Origin of the sequence: Nocardia speluncae NBRC 108251 (genome assembly GCF_001613245.1) — a bacterium.
In the GTDB taxonomy this organism is placed as follows: domain Bacteria; phylum Actinomycetota; class Actinomycetes; order Mycobacteriales; family Mycobacteriaceae; genus Nocardia; species Nocardia speluncae.
The window spans coordinates 295,063-310,951 of sequence record NZ_BDBZ01000002.1 but is presented as its reverse complement, the minus strand read 5'-3'; the positions used below and the strand labels follow the sequence as shown (position 1 = coordinate 310,951).

Sequence of the window (15,889 nt, the reverse complement as noted above, 5' to 3'; positions counted from 1 at the left end):
CTCGGGAGCGCCGCGTGGTTGCATTGCGCTACCGCCTCCGTGCTCGACCCGAACATGTCAGAACTTCAGCAGGTTGGCGTCGTCGACCGAGGTCGAGCGGCGGGCGCGGAAAATGGTGACGATGATGGCCAGTCCGACCACGACCTCGGCCGCGGCCACCACCATCGTGAAGAAGGCGAAGACCTGACCGTCGAGGTTCGCGTGCATCCGGGCGAAGGTGACGAAGGCCAGATTCACTGCGTTGAGCATCAGCTCGATGCACATGAACACGATGATGGCGTTGCTCCGCAACAACACGCCCGCAGCGCCGATCGTGAACAACAGCGCGGACAGGAACAGGTAGTTCTCGGGATTCACCGGTTACCTTCCTCGTCGGCCGGGCGAGCGGTGCAGTCTTGCGCGCCGGGCGGCGCGGTATCGCCTGCGGGGCGTTCCGCGGCCGGGGCACCGACGGACAGGATTGCCGCATCGGTGAGGGCCCGGGTGCGGCGATGGCGCAGGATGGTGGAGACCGACAGTTCCTCGAAGGAGCCGTCCGGGAGCCGTGCGGGGATATCGACGGCATTGTGCCGGGCGTAGAAACCGGGCGTCGGCAGTGGTGTCGGCCGGTGCCCGGGAACGCGGAACCGCTGCCGGGACAGTTCGCGCTGGCCGAGTTTGGGGACGAACTGTTCGCGGTGCGCCAACAGCATGGCGCCGATGGTGGCGGCGATGAGCAGGGCCCCGGTGAGCTCGAACGCCCACACATAGCGCACGAAGATCAACTCCGCGAGCGCGCCGATCACGTCCTGACCGGGGAAACCGGTGGCGGGGAAAGCGATATCGGAACGCCGGATACCGTGCGCGATCCCGGTACACAACAGGATGCCGAACCCGATCCCCACCACGGCGGCGGCGATGCGCTGTCCGCGCAGGGTTTCCCGCAAGGATTCCGCGGAATCGACGCCCACCAGCATGAGTACGAAGAGGAACAGCATCATGACGGCGCCGGTGTACACGACGATCTGGACGACACCGAGGAACAATGCATCCTGGGCGATATAGAAAACCGCCAGGCTGATCATGGTGGCGGCCAGGCAGATCGCCGAATGCACAGCCTTGGCCGCGAAAACCATACCGAGCGCACCGAGTACCGCCAGCGGTGCCAGGATCCAGAACTGGACGGCTTCGCCGGTTCCTGTCTCGGCGAGCGGAGCGGCTGCCACGAATGCGGTTGCGAGGCTCATCGGTTGCCTCCCTGCCCCGCGCCGGCGACGGGTTGCTCCGTATCGCCGTGTACGCGGCCGAGGTAGTAGTCGGCCTCCGTGGTGCCCGGCTGCATGGCGTGTGGCGGAGCCTGCATATCCGGTGCCAGAGGTGCGAGGAGGCGGTCTTTCTCGTAGATGAGGTCGGCCCGGTTGTCGTCCGTCATCTCGTAGTCGTTGGTCATCGTGAGCGCCCGGGTGGGGCAGGCCTCGATGCACAGGCCGCAGCCGATACAGCGCAGGTAGTTGATCTGATAGACGCGGCCGTAGCGTTCACCGGGGGAGAAGCGTTCCTCCTCGGTGTTGTCGGCGCCCTCGACGTAGATCGCGTCGGCCGGGCAGGCCCAGGCGCACAGTTCGCAACCGATACATTTCTCCAGCCCGTCGGGGTGCCGATTGAGCTGGTGCCGGCCGTGATATCGCGGTGCGGTGGGGACCTTCTCCTCGGGATAGAACTCGGTGTTGGGTTTCTTGAACATGGTGCCGGCGGTGACCGCGAAACCTGCCAGCGGTTCGAAGAGACCGGGTGAGGAACTGATGGTGGAGGTCCGCTCCGGAAGTGGCGGGGTCGGGAAACCGAGGAAAACCTCGGAACCGCTCGGCTGCCCCGCCGTGGGGGCGGCGAAATCGTCCGGTGGGAATTCCGGAGCGGGTGCGGGGATGCGGCCGGCGCGCAGGAACAGCCCGATCAGCAGCGCCGTCACCAGCAGACCGGCGATCACCAGGATAGGTGTGGCCGCTGTATAACCCTCGAGATCGAGCACGCGGGCGGTGGCCACGACCATAACCCACGCCAGCGAAGCCGGGATCAACAGCTTCCAGCCGAGGTTCATGAACTGGTCGTAGCGCAGCCGCGGCAGGGTGCCGCGCAACCAGATGAAGACGAACAGGAACATCCACACCTTGGCGGTGAACCAGAGCAGGGGCCACCAGCCCGAGTTCGCGCCCTCCCAGAGGTTGACCGGGAACGGGGCCCGCCAGCCGCCCAGGAACATGGTGGTCGCCAGCGCGGATACCGTCGCCATGTTCACGTACTCGGCGAGCATGAACATCGCGAACTTCAGCGACGAATACTCGGTGTGGAAGCCGCCGACGAGCTCACCTTCGGCTTCGGGCAGATCGAACGGTGCGCGGTTGGTCTCGCCGACCATCGAGATGCAGTAGATCAGGAACGACGGCAGTAGCAGGAACACATACCAGGTGGGGTGCTGGGCGGCGATGATGCCCGAGGTCGCCATGGTGCCGCCGAGCAGGAACACGGCCGCGAAACACAGCGCCATGGCGATCTCGTAGGAGATCACCTGGGCGGTGGAGCGCAGGCCGCCCAGCAGCGGGTAGGTCGAACCGGAGGCCCAGCCGGCCAGCACGATCCCGTACACCCCGATCGAGGTGATCGCCAGGATGTAGAGCACACCCACGGGAAGATCGGTGAGTTGGAGGGCGGTGGTGTTCCCCAGTATCGACACCTCGGGTCCGAACGGGATCACCGCGAAGGCCATGACCGCGGCGATCACCGAGATGATCGGGGCGAGAACGAAAATAGGCTTGTCGACGATCGCGGGGACGATGTCCTCCTTGAACGCCATCTTCACCCCGTCGGCCGCGCTCTGCAGCAGTCCCTTGGGACCGACCCGGTTGGGCCCCACCCGCATCTGCATCCAGGCGACGACCTTGCGTTCCGCCAGGACCCCGAACAGAACGGTCAGCAGCAGGAATACGAAAATGGCGACGGCTTTGGCGGCGACCAGCCACAGCGGGTCGAGGCCGAAAAGGGACAGATCAGTCATGGTCGGATGCCTCCGTCCGTTCGGCGCGCCGCACCGTGACGACGCTGCCCGGTCCGGCGCCCAGATCGGTGTGCACCGAGCAACCGGGTGAATTCAACGGCAGCCACACCACCCTGTCGGGCATGTGCGTCACCACCAACGGCAGGGTGACCGTGCCCTTGTCGGCGCCGATCGTGACCGGATCACCATCGGCCACGCCCGATTCTGCCGCGGTCGCCGCGGACATACGGGCGACCGGAGCTCGGGCGAGACCCGCGAGATTCGGCTCACCGTCCTGTAGCCGGCCGCGGTCGAGTAGCATCCGCCAGCCGGCCAGAACCGCGGTCCCGGCGGGGAGTTCGGGCACCCGGCCGGCCGGATACGCAGGCGCATCGACGGTGGTTCCGGACCAGCCGGCGAGCCGGTCCAGTTCGGCGCGGGCGGTGGCGGTGTCGGGCAGGCCCAGCGGAACACCGAGTTCGGCGGCGAGACTGTGCAGGACTCGCTGGTCCGAGAGCGGCGCCGCAGTGCGGCGCACCGTGCTGTCGGTCAGCGCCGCGGCGAACGGCCGCGGGCGGCCCTCCCAGGTGCGATAGGTACCGGATTTCTCCATCGCTGTCGCCACCGGAAACACCACGTCTGCGTACGCGGTCACCTCGCTGTGCCGTTGCTCCAGGGAGATCACGAAATCCGCCCGGCCGAGTGTGGCCCGGGCACCTGCAGGATCGGGAAGGTCGGCGAGTTCGACACCGCCGACGACGAGCGTGCCGACCCGGCCGGTGCCGTCGAGGATCATCCCGGTATCACGCCCCGGCCCGGCCGGTAGTTCGTCGACCTTCCATGCCTGGCAGACCTGGCGCCGGGCCTCCGGGTCGGTGACGGGCCGGCCGCCGGGGAGCAGGCCCGGCAGAGCACCCGCTTCCACCGCGCCGCGTTCACCCGCCCGGCGCGGCACCCACGCGAGCGCGGCACCGGTATCGGCGGCCAGTCGAATTGTGGCCGACAGTGCCCCGGGAGCTGCGGCCAATCGTTCGCCCGCCAGGATCACCGCGCCGGGCTCGCGCAGCAGCCGCGCCAGGCCCGCCGAAACAGGCTCCGGCGCAGTCGAGTTCTCCGAACCGCCGGCTCCACCGAGAGCGGCGAGGGCCTGTGCTTCGGCACCGGGTACCGTCGGCAGCAGGGTGCCCGACATCCGTTCCAGACCGCGGGAGACGAACGGGGCAATGGAGTAGATGGGCAGGTCCCGGTTGCGCGCCTGCTTACGCAGCCGCAGGTAGACGATGGGCGACTCCTCCTCCGGCTCGAAACCGGCGAGCAGCACCACCGGTGCGGTCGCCAGACTGTCGTAGGTAACGGAGTCGGGACGGCCGGCGACCCACGCGCCGAGGAACTCGGCCTCCTCCGCGGAATGGTCGCGGGCGCGGAAATCGATATCGTTGGTGCCCAGTACCACCCGGGCGAACTTCGCGTAGGCGTAGGCTTCCTCCTCGGTGACCCGTCCGCCCGGCAGCACCGCCGCATTCCCCACTCCGGCGCGCAGCCCGCGCGCGGCCGCGGCCAGGGCCTCCGACCATGAACAGGAGGCCAGTTCGCCGTCGGGGCCACGCAGCATCGGCGTGGTGATCCGGTCCCGTTCGGTGGCGTAGGCGAAGGCCCACCGGCCTTTGTCGCAGTTCCATTCCTCATTGACCTGCGGGTCGTCACCGGCCAACCGGCGCATCACCTTCCCGCGCCGGTGATCGGTGCGCTGTGCGCACCCCGAGGCGCAGTGTTCGCAGACACTGGGACTGGACACCAGATCGAAGGGGCGGGCACGGAACCGGTAGCTGGTCCCGGTGAGCGCACCGACCGGGCAGATCTGCACGGTGTTCCCGGAGAAGTACGAGTCGAGCGGTTCGTGTTCGGCGGTGCCGACCTGCTGCAACGCACCGCGATCGAGGAGTTCGATGAATGGATCCCCGGCGATCTGCTGGGAGAAACGGGTGCAGCGCGCGCACAGCACACAGCGTTCCCTGTCCAGCAGTACCGCGCTCGACAGCGGAATAGGTTTGGGGAAGGTGCGTTTGACACCGTCGAACCGGGATTCGGTACGCCCGGTGGACATGGCCTGATTCTGCAGCGGGCATTCGCCGCCCTTATCGCAGACCGGGCAGTCCAGCGGATGGTTGATCAACAGCAGTTCCATCACGCCCTGCTGCGCCTTTTCTGCGGCCGGTGAACTCAACTGGGTGTGGGCCACCATGCCCTCGGTCACCGCCATGGTGCAGGACGCCACGGGTTTGCGCTGGCCTTCCACTTCCACGAGGCATTGCCGGCAGGCGCCCACGGGTGCGAGCAGCGGATGGTCGCAGAACCGCGGGATCTGGACCCCGATCAGTTCGGCGGCGCGGATGAGCAGCGTTCCGGCCGGGACGCTCACCGTGGTGCTGTCGATGGTGAGGGTGACCAGGTCGGCGGGCTGCAGATCAGCGGAATCGGAACGGACGGTAGCTGTCATCGGATTACCTCTCCGGCCGCGGTGGGGGCCCAGGCGGTGGCGCGCGCCGGGTCGAAGGGGCAGCCACCTCGTTCCAGATGGGCGATGTATTCGTCGCGGAAGTACTTCATGGAGGACACGATCGGGCTGGCGGCGCCGTCACCCAGCGCGCAGAACGATTTGCCGTTGATGTTGTCCGCGATGTCCAGGAGTTTGTCCAGATCGGCCGGGGTGCCGAGCCCTGCTTCGAGTCGGGTGAGCAGCTGCACCAGCCAATAGGTGCCCTCGCGGCACGGCGTGCATTTCCCGCACGATTCGTGCGCGTAGAACTCCGTCCAGCGCAGGACTGCCCGGACCACACAGGTGGTGTCGTCGAAGATCTGTAGCGCTTTGGTGCCGAGCATCGAGCCGTGCGCCATGACGTTCTCGTAGTCCAGTGGTACGTCGAGGTGTTCGGCGGTGAACAAGGGGGTGGAGGAGCCACCGGGGGTCCAGAACTTCAGTTCATGGCCCGCCCGGACGCCACCCGCGTACCCGAGCAGTTCGCGCAGTGTCACCCCGAGCGGCGCTTCGTACTGCCCCGGCCGGGCGACGTGCCCGGACAGCGAGTACAGCGTGAAACCCGGCGACTTCTCGGTGCCCATGGCACGGAACCAGCTCGGCCCGTTGCGGAGAATCGGCGGTACGCTGGCGATCGACTCGACATTGTTGACCACCGTCGGGCTGGCGTAGAGCCCCGCGACCGCGGGGAACGGCGGACGCAACCGGGGCTGGCCGCGGCGGCCCTCCAGCGAATCCAGGAGAGCGGTTTCCTCACCACAGATATAGGCGCCGGCGCCTGCGTGCACGGTGAGTTCGAGGTCGTAACCGGAACCCAGGATGTCGGAGCCGAGCAGTCCGGCGGCGTAGCACTCTTCGGCCGCGGCCTGTAACCGGCGCAGGACCGGCACCACCTCACCGCGTACGTAGATGAACGCATGGGCGGCCCGGATGGCGTAGGCCGCGATGATCACACCTTCGATGAGCGAATGCGGGGACGCGAGCATCAAGGGGATGTCCTTGCAGGTGCCCGGCTCGGATTCGTCGGCGTTGACCACCAGGTAGTGCGGTTTCACCGTGCCGTCGGGGTCAGGGCCCTGCGGGATGAAACCCCATTTCATCCCGGTGGGGAAGCCGGCCCCGCCACGACCACGCAGCCCGGCATCCTTGACCGTGGCGATGACCTCGTCGGGAGTCATGGCGAACGCGATCGGCAACGCGGCGTACCCCTGGTGCGCGCGGTAGGTGTCGAGGGTCCAGGAGTTCGGCAGATTCCAATATTTGCTCAGTACCGGGGTCAAGGTCATCGCGCACCGTCCTCACCGGTCTCCGCGACCTCGGGGGCGCACATCCCCTGTTCACGCGCGATATCCAATCCCGCCAGCGTCGGGCCACCCGGATCGCCGTCCAGCACGCCGGGGCGGGTATCGGGGAATCCGGCCAGCACGCGGGCGGTCTCGCGGAAGGTGCACAGCGGTGCTCCCCGGGTCGGCCGGACCGTTTGCCCGTCGCGGAGATCGTCGACCAGCGACTTCGCCGACCCGGGGGTCTGGTTGTCGAAGAATTCCCAGTTCACCATGACGACCGGGGCGTAATCGCAGGCGGCGTTGCATTCGATGTGCTCGAGGGTGATCTTGCCGTCGTCGGTGGTCTCCCCGTGTGCGATTCCCAGATGCTCGCGCAATGCGGCGAGGATGGCATCGCCGCCGAGAACCGCGCACAGCGTGTTGGTGCAGACGCCGACGTGGTATTCGCCGGTGGGTGTGCGCCGATACATGGAGTAGAAGGTGGCCACCGCCGTCACCTCGGCGCCGGTGAGGCCCAGCAGCTCGGCGCAGAATTCGATACCGGTACCGGTCACACAGCCCTCTTCCGACTGCACCAGATGCAGCAGTGGCAGCAGGGCCGACCGTGGCTGCGGGTACCGGGCGATGATCTCCTTCGCGTCCGGTTCCAGCCGGGCCCGGACCTCGTCCGGATAGGGCTGCGGCCGGGTGCTCAGGCGCAACAGGATCTCGGTCATCGGTCCACACCGCCCATCACCGGGTCGATACTGGCCACGGCGGCGATCACATCAGCGACCATGCCGCCTTCGCACATTGCGGCCACCGCCTGCAGATTGGTGAAGGACGGATCGCGATAGTGCACCCGATACGGCCGGGTGCCGCCGTCGCTGACCATATGCACCCCGAGTTCCCCGCGAGGCGATTCCACCGCCGTGTAGACCTGCCCCGGCGGCACCCGGATGCCCTCGGTGACCAGTTTGAAATGGTGGATGAGCCCTTCCATAGAGGTGCCCATGATCTTGCCGATATGCCGCGGTGAATTACCGAGGCCGTCCTCGCCCAGGGTGAGGTCCGCCGGCCAGGCGATTTTCTTGTCCGAAACCATCACCGGGCCGGGACGCAGCCGGTCCAGACACTGTTCCACGATCTTCAGCGACTCCTTCATCTCCTCGATCCGGATGAGGTAGCGGCCGTAGCAGTCACAGGTATCGGTAATAGGGATATCGAACTCGTAATTCTCGTATCCGCAGTAGGGCATGGCCTTGCGCAGATCGTGTGGGAGCCCGGTGGACCGCAGTACCGGTCCGGTGACACCGAGGGCGATACATCCGGTGAGATCCAGATAGCCGATGCCCTGGGTGCGGGCCTTGAAGATCGGATTATGGGTGAGCAGATGTTCCATATCGCGGAGCCGTTTCGGCATCAGCTCCAGCAGTTCCCGCACCTTCGTGACCCCGTCGCCGGGTAAGTCCTGGGCGATCCCGCCGGGCCGGATATAGGCATGATTCATTCGCAGGCCGGTGATGGCCTCGAAAACATCCAGGATCAGTTCCCGCTCCCGGAAACCGAACAGCATCGGGGTGAGCGCACCGAGCTCCATACTCCCCGTGGCGAGCGCCACCAGGTGTGAGGAGATGCGGTTGAGCTCCATGAGCAGAACCCGGATCACGGTGGCGCGCTCGGGGATATCGTCGGTGATCCCGAGTAGTCGTTCCACGCCCAGGCAGAAGGCGGTCTCGTTGTAGAAGGGGGACAGATAGTCCATCCGGGTGACGAAGGTGACGCCCTGGGCCCACGCCCGGAATTCCAGATTCTTCTCGATACCGGTGTGCAGGTACCCGATTCCGCAGCGGGCCTCCACCACGGTTTCGCCTTCGATCTCGAGGATGAGCCGCAGTACGCCGTGCGTGGAGGGATGCTGCGGGCCCATATTGACGACGATGCGTTCCTCCCCGGCACCGCGGAGCGCGTCGGCGACATCATCCCAGTCCTGGCCTGCGACCGTCACCACCTGCTGACCAGAATCCGCGCGCGGCGCGGCCGGGCCGGTTCCGGTGCCGGAGTCGTCGTGGTCCGGCCCACCGGAAACGCCGGGCCGGGTATCGATTTCACTCATCAGCTGTAGGTCCTCCGCTCATCGGGCGGCGGAATGCGCGCGCCCTTGTACTCGACCGGTATCCCGCCGAGCGGGTAGTCCTTGCGCTGTGGGTGACCGCGCCAGTCGTCCGGCATGGTGATCCGGGTCAGTGAGGGGTGCCCGTCGAACCGGATTCCGAAGAAGTCGTAGGTTTCCCGTTCGTGCCAGTCGCAGGTCGGATAAACGCAATACAGCGACGGGATATGCGGGTCCGTATCGGGTGCCGACACCTCGAGCCTCAGCCGCCGTCCGTGCGTGATCGAGTTCAGGTGATAGACGGCGTGCAGTTCGCGGCCCGTCTCGTCGGGGTAGTGCACACCGCTCACCCCGAGGCACAGTTCGAAACACAGGGCGGGCTCGTCGCGTAACGCCCGGGCCACCGCGACCAGATGGTCGCGGCGCACATGCAGGGTGAGTTCGTCGCGGTCCACGATCACTTTTTCGATCGCCGCGTCGAAGCCTGCGCCGGTGCTCAGCGCTGTGCGCAGCAGGTCGACGACCGTATCGAAATAGCCTCCATAAGGTGGGGCGGTACCGCCCGGCAGGGCGATCTCGTGGACGAGGCGCCCGTACCCGGAGGTATCACCACTGCCGGAGATGCCGAACATTCCGCGCCGTCGGCCGATAACCTCGTCGTGGGGCCCGATGGGTTGTTCCGGTTCGACGGCTCGGCTGTCGGTGGATTCGGGACGGTCGGTGCTCATCGCAGCAAACCCTCCATCCGGATCGTCGGGGTCGCCGCGAGGGCGGCCTGCTCCGCCGCCTGGATCGCTTCGGAGCGATTCACCCCCATCGGGGTGTGCTGGATCTTTTCGTGCAGGGCGATGATCGCGTTGAGCAGCATTTCCGGTCGCGGTGGGCAGCCCGGCAGATAGATATCGACCGGCACCACATGGTCCACACCCTGCACGATCGCGTAGTTGTTGAACATTCCGCCCGACGACGCGCAGACACCCATGGCCAGTACCCATTTCGGCTCGGTCATCTGGTCGTAGACCTGTCGCAGTACCGGCGCCATCTTCTGGCTGACCCGCCCCGCGACGATCATCAGATCGGCCTGCCGCGGCGAGGCGCGGAAAACCTCCATACCGAAACGGGCCGAATCGAACCGGCCGCCGCCGGTCGCCATCATCTCGATGGCACAGCAGGCCAGACCGAATGTGGCCGGCCACAACGACCCCTTGCGCATGTACCCCGCCATGGCCTCGACCGTGCTGAGTACGAAACCGCTGGGCAGTTTCTCTTCCAAACCCATATCCGACTACTCCCTGGGGCTATGGGCCCACGCCGCGACGCGGACCGCTGCTGATCGGAGGTTCGCGGCTCAGTCCCAGCCGAGGCCGCCGCGCCGCCATTCGTAGGCGTAGGCGACCGAGACATTGACGATGAACAATGCCATCGCGACCAGGCCGAACACCCCGAGCGCATCGATATGGACCGCCCATGGGTAGAGGAACACGATCTCGATATCGAAAATGATGAAAAGCATTGCGGTGAGGTAGTACTTCACCGGAAAGCGTTGTCCGGTAGTGCTTCCCGCGCCTCCGGCCACCGCGTGCGGTGTCGGTTCGATACCGCATTCGTAGGCTTGTAGTTTTGCGCGGTTATAGCGTTTCGGGCCGATCAGGCCGGCGATCAGGATCGAGATGATCGCGAACGCGGCGGCAACCGCGCCGAGGACCAATATCGGCAGTTCGGTGTTCACGACTGCGCTTCCCCTCCTTGCGAACTCCGGACCCGCGGTTGTGCCGCGGCGCCCGCGAACGGGGTCGGGCGGTCGATGGGTACGGCCCACGCCGCCGGATCATCCCCGAAATCGGGAATGGGCTGGGGGAGGATTTCGGTGGCATGGGTTATATGTCATCTCCCGCGCTCATGTGAGCTACAGCACAGCCTACAACTGTCGCGGCAGGAAGAACGCGGATTCACAGGCCGGTTTGATCGAATTCGGGACTGAGATTTATGAGCGAATGAACCTAATCGGCTCAGGCTGTGTCGATTGCGCCTGAGTGCAGCCCTTGGTGGTGACGCTCCGCTACGGCCTCAGGGCCTGACGCGCTCAGGCGGCGGAGCGGCGCCGCAGCAGGTCGACCACTATCTCGGTAAGTCGTAGTGGATCGATCGGGTGGGACGCGACAGCCTCCGCGCGCGACCAGTTCGCCAGCCACGCGTCGTCGGCGCGGCCGGTGAGCACGATCAGCGGCGGGCATTCGGCGAGCTCGTCCTTGAGCTGTTTGGCCAGGCCCAGCCCGCCGACCGGGGCGGATTCACCGTCCAGAACGGCGAGATCGGCAGCACCGGCATCCATCCGCTCCAGTACCACCGCAGCGGTAGCGACCTCGAGGTACTCGAGCGGTGGTAGCTCCGGATGCGGGCGGCGCCCGAGCGCCAGCATCACCTGACTCCGAGTGTCGGCGTCGTTGCTGTAGACCAGGACCCGCAGCACGGCGGGAAGATTCGCATCGGCCACGTCCGCATGGTACGTCCGCGACCGTGCTGTTGGGGGCAGCTTGGCCGATATGGCCCGCGCGCGGCGCTGGTCTAAGCTGCCGGCGTGACGGACGAATTGGTCGGTGAGCTCATCGATACGGTCGCCTGGGTGCTGATCGTGGACGGTCGGATCCTGTGCGCCCGCCCGGCGGGCAAGGAAATCTTCTACATCCCGGGCGGAAAACGCGAATCGGGCGAAACCGATGAACAGACCCTGGTTCGCGAGATCGCCGAAGAGCTCACCGTCGCACTCGTCGCCGAAACCGTCGAGCCGGTGGGCGTCTACGAGGCCGCCGACGGTGCGGCCCGGGTGCGGATGAGCTGCTACCGCGCCGACTACCGGGGAAAGCTGACCGCGAGCAGCGAAATCTCCGAAATCGACTGGTTCGGCTACGCCGACCGACCCCGCGTACCTCCGGTGGATCAGCTGCTGTTCGACGAACTGCACGCGGCGGGCGCCCTGCGCTGAATATCGGCTGTGTCTGTTGCACCTGAGCGCGGGCCCTGCGTGGTTACGCTGTGCTACCGCCTCCGGTCCTGACGCGCTCCGGCGGAGCCGGCGAACGGCTCCGCCGGCAGATCACCCGGGATTGGCCGTCAGATCGGGCCGGGTGGCCCGATCTATCAGGTACTCGATCAAGCTGAGCAGCACATTCTTCGCCGACACCCGATCACGGGCATCGCAGAGCATCACCGGCATCGAGCCGTCGAGATCGAGGGCGTCCCGGACCTCGTCCACGGTGTAGCGCGGTGCGCCGTCGAAGCAGTTGACCGCCACGAGGAACGGTAGCCCGCGGCGTTCGAAATAGTCGATGGCGGCAAAGGAGTTCCCGAGCCGGCGGGTATCGGCCAGGACCACCGCGCCGAGCGCGCCCCGTGCCAATTCGTCCCAGAGGAACCAGAAACGGTCCTGGCCCGGCGTGCCGAACAGATACAGCACCAGATCTTTGTCGATGGTGATCCGGCCGAAGTCCAGCGCCACCGTCGTGGTGGTCTTGGACTCGACACCCGACAGATCGTCGATCCCCGTACTGAGTTCGGTGATCATCTCCTCGGTCCGCAACGGCGGAATCTCACTGATCGAGGCCACCATGGTGGTTTTGCCGACGCCGAAGCCGCCGGCGATGAGGACCTTGACCGATGCGGCCAGGGCCGGTGCCGCGGGGTCGATCCGGGCAGGGTCAAATTTTTCGGATTCCATCCAGTACCGCTCGCAATATGTTGAAGTCGCCGGGTCCGGACTCCATCTGCACCGGAGTCCGGAAGATCAGATGGCTGTCACCGATCAGATCTCCGACGAGAATCTTGGTCACCGCCAGCGGCAGTTTCAAGGCGGCTGCCACCTCCGCCACTGTCTGTGGTTCTGTGCACAACTGCACGATATCGAGATATTCGGGTTCGGTACGACGTAGGGGCGGGGCTCCGCGAGCTCTGACCACTATTGTGAGCATATCCAGATCGTGTCCGGCACCGACGGTCCGGCCCCGGGTGATCGCATACGGCCGCACCAGTGGCCCGGCATCATCGTCGAACCAGGAATCCCGTGTACCGGTCATCGCAGTATCGCTGCTGTTCTCACGGTTGCTGTGGTCGGTCCCCGGTTCCGCTGCGGGAACTGGTCGAGAGATGGGTACCGACGCGCTGGACGGTCAGGTTCATCTCGTAGGCCACCATGCCGAGGTTGGCGTCCGCCGCGGCCTGGACCGCGATGCATGCGTTATCGCCGGCGGAGGTCACGAACAGTACGGCCCGATCGAGTTCGATCACCGCCTGCCGTACGCTACCGCCCTCGAATCGTGCGCCCGCACTCCGGGCCAGGCCGTGCAGGGTCGACGACATCGCGGCGAAATGCTCTGCCTCGGTGCGGTCCATTTTCGAGGAGTGGCCGAGCAGCATTCCGTCGGTGGACAGTACGACCGCCAGCCGGACTCCCGCGAGTCGCTCGACGAGATCGTCGAGCAGCCAGTTCAGGTCACCTTGAGTGGAAGTTGACACTTAGCCTTCCTGTTCATCCGGGGATATGCCATCCGGCGCCGGGTTCGCGGCGCCGGAATCCGTGGCGGGCAGAGGCCTGCGGCCCTGCCGAGTACCGTTCTCGATCGCCGCCATCAGATCTCGGGCTTGTTCGGCCGAGCGCGGCCGTGCCGCTGCGGCCTGCTGGGCGCCCGAATCTTCCGGTCGCGGTGCGACTTTAGCCTGCCTGGCGCGGCGTGGTAAAGCCGGACGACCGTCGGGCAGAACCTTCGGTTCCCCGGTGGTTGCGCCGGTCTCCGCCGCCGCGACGTCCGGAGGCGCCGGTTCGGGACGGGCGGCGGGCCGCGGGCGGTCTTCGACGAGGGTGGCCGTCGGGGTCTCGGCGCGTTCCTCGGGTGCGGGGGGCGGGACCGGGGCGGCCGGTCGCGTCAAACCCGTCAGCGGCGCGGTCTCCTCGGCAGGGTCGGTGAGCAGCGCGGACGGAATGATCACGACCGCGCGCACACCGCCGTACTCCGATTCCCACAGCCGTACGGAGATACCGTGCCGGTGGGCCAGTTGCGCGACCACGAAGATTCCCAGCCGCGAATCCCGCTGCAGCGAGGCGACTTCGAAATCGGGCGGGCTCTCCAGGATCTCGTTGAGCCGGTCGCGGCTGTCGGCGGGGATTCCCATACCTTGATCGGTGATCTCGACGGCCACCCCCTTGCCGATGACCGAACCGGTCACCTGGACACGCGACTGCGGTGGGGAGAACGAGGTCGCGTTGTCGACGAGTTCGGCGAGCAGATGGATGAGATCGCCGACCGCGCTACCCGCCACCCGCAGCTCGGGCAGCCGGGCCAGGCGCACCCGGGGATAGTCCTGGGTTTCACCGACAGCGCTACGCACCAGATCCACAAGCGGTACGGGGGTGCGCCACTGGCGGCCGGGTTTCCCGCCGCCGAGCACGATGAGGTTCTCCGCGTTACGGCGCTCCCGGGTGGCCAGATGGTCGAGTTTGAACAAAACATCCAGCATCGCCGGATCCTCTTCGCGCCGCTCGGCCTCGTCGAGGATCTCCAGTTGCTTGTGCACCACGATTTGGCTGCGGTGCGCGATGTTCAGGAAGATCGACTTGACGCCTTCCCGGTTGCGGGCCTCGGTGACGGCGGCAGTAACGGCCACCGCGTGCGCATGCTCGAATGCGGTGGCCACTGCACCGAGTTCGTCGTGGCCGAAATCGAGTCGCGCCGCGGTAGCGGCGTCGTCGATATCCTCTCCGGCGCGGAGCCGGTCGAGGATATCCGGCAGTCGCTCGTCGGCGAGGGCCAGTGTATGGTCGCGCAACCGCACCAACCGGTGGATGAACCGGTTGGCCAGCACCAGGGAGATACCGAACGCCGCCGCGGAGATCACCAGGACGGCGAGCCCGATCAGCAGGGATTGTGTCGTGGTGCGGGCCGCGGCATCCAGCGAGGCCTGCTGCATGACCGTGTTCTGCTCGTCCCATAGTTCGAGCATTTCGTGATCGAGATGGCCGGCCGCATCCTGCCAGGCGGCGAACTGGGCGGGCGGCAGACCTGAGGAGTCGTTGCCTGCGCTGGAAAGACTCCGGGCGATGAGGGTGTTCTCGGCGCGGGTCAGCAGCTGCCACTGCGGGCTGCTGAGTAGATTGTTCAGCCGCTCACCGAGTTCCGGGGCGAGCTCACGGGCCAGCAGCGCTGATTCGGTGTGGTAGAAGCCGGTCTGCTGGATGTACTCCTCGGGCAGTGCCACCGGCCGGCCGGATTGCAGCGCCGCCCCGGCCAGCGCACGGCTGCGGGATGTGGCCTCGAGCATGTGCATGATGCGGGTCGCGAGGGTGAGTTGAGTGGCCGAATGCGCATCCGGTGCGAAGGACTGCGAAACCTGCGCACCGATCGCGAGTGCGTCGAGCAGACGCGCGTAGAAGGTATAGGCGTCACCCGCGGAGACCGCGCGGCTGTCGACCGCGCCCCGGATATTGCCCAGTTGCTGGATGAGCGTGGCGAACGAGCCGACATCGTCGGTGATCTGGTCGGGTTGCAGGCTGCGCAGTTGCTGGGAAGCGTCGAGGAGGCCGCGCAGCGCCTGTTCGCTGCCGGGCCGTACGGCGGCCAGCGCATCGGCAGCGGCCGAATCACCGGCGAGGTAGGCGAGGGTGAGCCGGCGTTCGTTCTGAACGATTTCGTACACCGTGCGGGTGGGACCGGAGGCCGCCCGCATCGCCTCGGTTACCTGGCGGTCGTGCTGGCCCTGGTCGATCAGGTAGCCGGTCGCGCCCACACCGACCACCAACAAGGTCAAACTCGGGATGAGCGCGATCGCCAGGATCCGGGCGCGGACACCGAGCCTCGCTCTGAACATCGCCACAAAGTAACCTTTCGACCCGCTTCCGGCACATCGAATCCCATTGAACAGGACTCCCTTCGACCTCGCGACCGGCAGCGGTGTAAGCCGCGACCGTACCCGTGATC

General features: G+C 66.5%; 16 protein-coding genes. 1 reads left to right on the top strand and 15 read right to left on the bottom strand.

Annotated features, from left to right (window positions below; all coding sequences use genetic code 11):
• Nucleotides 1–57: 57 nt before the first annotated feature.
• From nuoK to NS6_RS04175, 11 genes are all read right to left on the bottom strand, one after another.
• Complete coding sequence (gene nuoK / locus NS6_RS04225; RefSeq protein ID WP_068036553.1) at nucleotides 58–357, bottom strand: NADH-quinone oxidoreductase subunit NuoK; 300 nt, start codon at nucleotides 355–357, stop codon at nucleotides 58–60.
• The gene (locus NS6_RS04220; protein WP_068036549.1) at nucleotides 354–1,226 is read right to left on the bottom strand and encodes an NADH-quinone oxidoreductase subunit J; all 873 of its coding nucleotides are present in this window, start codon (nucleotides 1,224–1,226) and stop codon (nucleotides 354–356) included. Before NS6_RS04220 ends, nuoK begins: the two co-directional genes overlap by 4 nt.
• Nucleotides 1,223–3,031 (bottom strand): NADH-quinone oxidoreductase subunit NuoH, encoded by a 1,809-nt coding sequence (gene nuoH / locus NS6_RS04215; RefSeq protein WP_068036546.1) that lies wholly within the window; start codon nucleotides 3,029–3,031, stop codon nucleotides 1,223–1,225. Before nuoH ends, NS6_RS04220 begins: the two co-directional genes overlap by 4 nt.
• Complete coding sequence (locus NS6_RS04210) at nucleotides 3,024–5,507, bottom strand: NADH-quinone oxidoreductase subunit G (protein ID WP_068036542.1); 2,484 nt, start codon at nucleotides 5,505–5,507, stop codon at nucleotides 3,024–3,026. The genes nuoH and NS6_RS04210 overlap by 8 nt, the downstream gene beginning before the upstream one ends.
• On the bottom strand, nucleotides 5,504–6,832 hold the full coding sequence (gene nuoF / locus NS6_RS04205) for an NADH-quinone oxidoreductase subunit NuoF (protein ID WP_068036539.1): 1,329 nt from the start codon (nucleotides 6,830–6,832) through the stop codon (nucleotides 5,504–5,506). The genes NS6_RS04210 and nuoF overlap by 4 nt, the downstream gene beginning before the upstream one ends.
• The gene (gene nuoE / locus NS6_RS04200) at nucleotides 6,829–7,548 is read right to left on the bottom strand and encodes an NADH-quinone oxidoreductase subunit NuoE (RefSeq protein ID WP_068036536.1); all 720 of its coding nucleotides are present in this window, start codon (nucleotides 7,546–7,548) and stop codon (nucleotides 6,829–6,831) included. The genes nuoF and nuoE overlap by 4 nt, the downstream gene beginning before the upstream one ends.
• Entirely contained in the window at nucleotides 7,545–8,927 is a 1,383-nt protein-coding gene (gene nuoD, locus NS6_RS04195; RefSeq protein ID WP_245669118.1) for an NADH dehydrogenase (quinone) subunit D, read from the bottom strand. Before nuoD ends, nuoE begins: the two co-directional genes overlap by 4 nt.
• Entirely contained in the window at nucleotides 8,927–9,652 is a 726-nt protein-coding gene (locus NS6_RS04190; RefSeq protein WP_068036534.1) for an NADH-quinone oxidoreductase subunit C, read from the bottom strand. Before NS6_RS04190 ends, nuoD begins: the two co-directional genes overlap by 1 nt.
• A complete protein-coding gene (locus NS6_RS04185; RefSeq protein ID WP_068036531.1) occupies nucleotides 9,649–10,203 on the bottom strand; it encodes a NuoB/complex I 20 kDa subunit family protein in 555 nt (184 codons plus the stop codon). Before NS6_RS04185 ends, NS6_RS04190 begins: the two co-directional genes overlap by 4 nt.
• Before the next feature lie 69 nt (nucleotides 10,204–10,272).
• On the bottom strand, nucleotides 10,273–10,653 hold the full coding sequence (locus NS6_RS04180) for an NADH-quinone oxidoreductase subunit A (protein WP_068036529.1): 381 nt from the start codon (nucleotides 10,651–10,653) through the stop codon (nucleotides 10,273–10,275).
• A gap of 354 nt (nucleotides 10,654–11,007) precedes the next feature.
• Complete coding sequence (locus tag NS6_RS04175; RefSeq protein ID WP_068036526.1) at nucleotides 11,008–11,418, bottom strand: Rv3143 family two-component system response regulator; 411 nt, start codon at nucleotides 11,416–11,418, stop codon at nucleotides 11,008–11,010.
• Between the two features lie 84 nt (nucleotides 11,419–11,502).
• Between NS6_RS04175 and NS6_RS04170 the strand changes: the two genes are divergently transcribed.
• A complete protein-coding gene (locus tag NS6_RS04170) occupies nucleotides 11,503–11,907 on the top strand; it encodes an NUDIX hydrolase (RefSeq protein WP_084470602.1) in 405 nt (134 codons plus the stop codon).
• 111 nt (nucleotides 11,908–12,018) lie between these two features.
• Here NS6_RS04170 and NS6_RS04165 read toward each other — a convergent pair whose 3' ends face one another.
• Genes NS6_RS04165 through NS6_RS04150 form a run of 4 tightly spaced genes read right to left on the bottom strand, consistent with a single transcriptional unit; the run spans nucleotide 12,019 to nucleotide 15,779 of the window.
• Complete coding sequence (locus NS6_RS04165) at nucleotides 12,019–12,639, bottom strand: GTP-binding protein (RefSeq protein ID WP_051157594.1); 621 nt, start codon at nucleotides 12,637–12,639, stop codon at nucleotides 12,019–12,021.
• Nucleotides 12,620–12,994 (bottom strand): DUF742 domain-containing protein, encoded by a 375-nt coding sequence (locus tag NS6_RS04160; protein ID WP_033241831.1) that lies wholly within the window; start codon nucleotides 12,992–12,994, stop codon nucleotides 12,620–12,622. The genes NS6_RS04165 and NS6_RS04160 overlap by 20 nt, the downstream gene beginning before the upstream one ends.
• 19 nt (nucleotides 12,995–13,013) lie before the next feature.
• Complete coding sequence (locus NS6_RS04155) at nucleotides 13,014–13,433, bottom strand: roadblock/LC7 domain-containing protein (RefSeq protein WP_068036516.1); 420 nt, start codon at nucleotides 13,431–13,433, stop codon at nucleotides 13,014–13,016.
• Complete coding sequence (locus NS6_RS04150) at nucleotides 13,434–15,779, bottom strand: sensor histidine kinase (protein WP_068037902.1); 2,346 nt, start codon at nucleotides 15,777–15,779, stop codon at nucleotides 13,434–13,436. It lies immediately after the preceding gene.
• Nucleotides 15,780–15,889 lie beyond the last annotated feature (110 nt).